A 289-nucleotide genomic window follows, 5' to 3' on the forward strand; every position below is an offset into this window, starting at 1 on the left:
GTACTCAATCGCTCTTGAACCATCTCTTTGGTCACCATGATTTTGGAATTGGGTTCGATCAAATCAGGCACTTCGAACAGAAAATCATTGAGCAAATGGCTCATCACAGTATGAAGACGACGGGCACCGATATTTTCCACTTCCTGATTGATCACAAATGCCAATCTTGCAATCTCGTCTACTGCGTCATCAGTGAAGGCCAATGACACCTCCTCTACTTCAAAAAGCGCCTCGTATTGCTTGGTCAACGCGTTTTTAGGTTCTTTCAAAATCCGTGTAAAGTCCTCTT

The 289-nt window shown here is 43.6% G+C and carries 1 pseudogene; it reads right to left on the reverse strand.

Annotated elements, in window-relative coordinates:
• Positions 1–269 (reverse strand): annotated as a pseudogene (locus ACNKXV_RS14445) (hypothetical protein); the annotation flags it as partial.
• Positions 270–289: the final 20 nt, after the last annotated feature.

Origin of the sequence: Christiangramia aquimixticola (assembly GCF_048285835.1) — a bacterium.
In the GTDB taxonomy this organism is placed as follows: Bacteria; Bacteroidota; Bacteroidia; order Flavobacteriales; family Flavobacteriaceae; genus Christiangramia; species Christiangramia aquimixticola.